At 60.8% G+C, this 1478-nt stretch carries 1 protein-coding gene; it reads right to left on the reverse strand.

From position 1 onward, the window contains the following. Nucleotides 1–301: 301 nt before the first annotated feature. Nucleotides 302–1333, reverse strand: a complete 1032-nt coding sequence (locus tag NKJ91_RS33560; protein ID WP_352458922.1) for an IS110 family RNA-guided transposase — start codon at nucleotides 1331–1333, stop codon at nucleotides 302–304. Nucleotides 1334–1478: the final 145 nt, after the last annotated feature.

Raw genomic sequence — 1478 nt, forward strand, 5'->3', positions numbered from 1 at the left:
GTCGTCTAATCGCTCGAGCGTCAAGGGGGTGAGTGCAAGGCTGTCGTCCTTTCTGTCGATTCTCGTTCGTCCGCATGCCGGGTACAGGGTCGTCTACGCGGTCGACGCGATGATCGCCGCAGGATGAGTTTCGCAGGTGAGATCTTCCTATGTTCGTTGCGCAATCTGCTTACCGAGGCAGTTGCTTCCCGCTTCGCGGAATGATCTCAGCCACGTCCCGGCAGGGACAGCTTGATGCGTCTGTAAGAACGCTGATGGTGGAATGGTATGGCGGAAACGTCGCAGGCGAGCGACTGAAGTATCAGGCCGCGGCTTGCGTTCCTCCGTGCGGATCAAACAGCTCGCCCGTCCGAAGCATCGCATGCATGATCACCGCCAGCTTGCGCGCCAACGCTACGGCCGCTCGCTTGAAGCCGAGCCGATCTTTCAGCTCCAACGCCCAGGTTCGCAGGCTGCTGGTATCCGTCGACCGGTTCAGGATAACCGCGGCCGCCTCATATAGCAGTCCGCGCAACTGATTGTCGCCACGGCGCGAGATATGACCATCATTATCGACCTCGCCGGACTGGTAGCGCCTCGGGGTCAGGCCCACCCATGCGCCCACGGCGCGCGAGTTCCTGAAGTTGGCCGGATCCTCCACCGCTGCGGCAAAGGCGGTGGCTGTGACGGTGCCTACACCGGGCACTGACATGAGCAGACGGCAGTGCTGGTCGTTACGCGCCATCGCTGCCAGCTGCTTGCTCAGCTCTGCGATTTGGTATCGGATACCACTCCATGCCTGCAGCATTGGCACAACAATGCGCGCCAGCTTTTCTTCACCCCGCAGAAGGTCGCGAACGTTGCGTTCGAACACGCTTCCGGCGCCCTTGGGCACGACAAGGCCGAACGTCTTCATCAACCCACGGATTTGATTGGATATCTGCAAACGCATCTTAAGAAGTTGGCGCCGTGCGGTGATCAGCGTGCGGATCAGCATGCTGTCGAAACCTTTGACGCGGACCTCTCGGTAGAAGCCGACCTCGGCCAGATGTGCCAGGCCATCGGCATCGTTCGCATCGGTCTTGTTCGCGGCCATGTCGAGCGCGGCTTTGGCATGCCGCGCGTCGATGCAGATCACCGGCAGGCCCTCTGCCGTCAACGCATGGTAGAACCACACCGACAGCGGCCCCGTTTCGAACACAACCCGCCGGACATGGGGTGCGCGCTTGCGGATCACCGCCGCAAGCAGTTGCGGATCGGATGCGCACTTGCCCCGCCAAATCCTCTTACCGTTCTGCCGGATCGATATTGCCGTCTCTTTCATGGATACGTCGAGGCCGATATAGTGTTCCATGGCTGTCCTCCGTTCGGTGGCTGGGCCCGGTGTCGAATCGAGAGCCCGTTCTTCATCCTATCGGAGGACAGCCAGCCGGCCAGATGTTCGAACATCGCCGCCACATCTCAGGTGGCCACCGCTTCCGCGATTACTTCATGTTCGT

The sequence above is a fragment of the Mesorhizobium sp. M0040 genome (assembly GCF_040323505.1).
In the GTDB taxonomy this organism is placed as follows: domain Bacteria; phylum Pseudomonadota; class Alphaproteobacteria; order Rhizobiales; family Rhizobiaceae; genus Mesorhizobium.